1 protein-coding gene is annotated in these 282 nt (G+C 64.9%); it reads left to right on the top strand.

Annotated elements, in window-relative coordinates; translation table 11 throughout:
* The coding region (locus IB272_RS35760) for an aldehyde dehydrogenase family protein (protein WP_192445904.1) at positions 1 to 282 on the top strand (282 nt) is incomplete at both ends.

A 282-nucleotide genomic window follows, 5' to 3' on the forward strand; every position in this document is an offset into this window, starting at 1 on the left:
ATGCCTTCTCCGACAAGCTCGCCAAGGCGGTCGCCAAGCTGAAGATCGGCAACGGTCTCGACGAAGGCGTGATCCTTGGCCCGCTGATCGACAAGGCGGCGCTGGAAAAGGTCGAGGAGCATATCGCCGATGCGACGTCGAAGGGTGCGCGGGTAATCCAGGGTGGCAAGCGCCACACGCTCGGTGGCACCTTCTATGAGGCGACGGTTCTGGCCGACGTCACCCAGGCGATGGCGGTTGCACGCGAGGAAACCTTCGGGCCGGTCGCCCCGCTCTTCCGCT

The sequence above is a fragment of the Ensifer sp. ENS08 genome, from assembly GCF_014852195.1.
In the GTDB taxonomy this organism is placed as follows: Bacteria; Pseudomonadota; Alphaproteobacteria; order Rhizobiales; family Rhizobiaceae; genus Ensifer; species Ensifer adhaerens.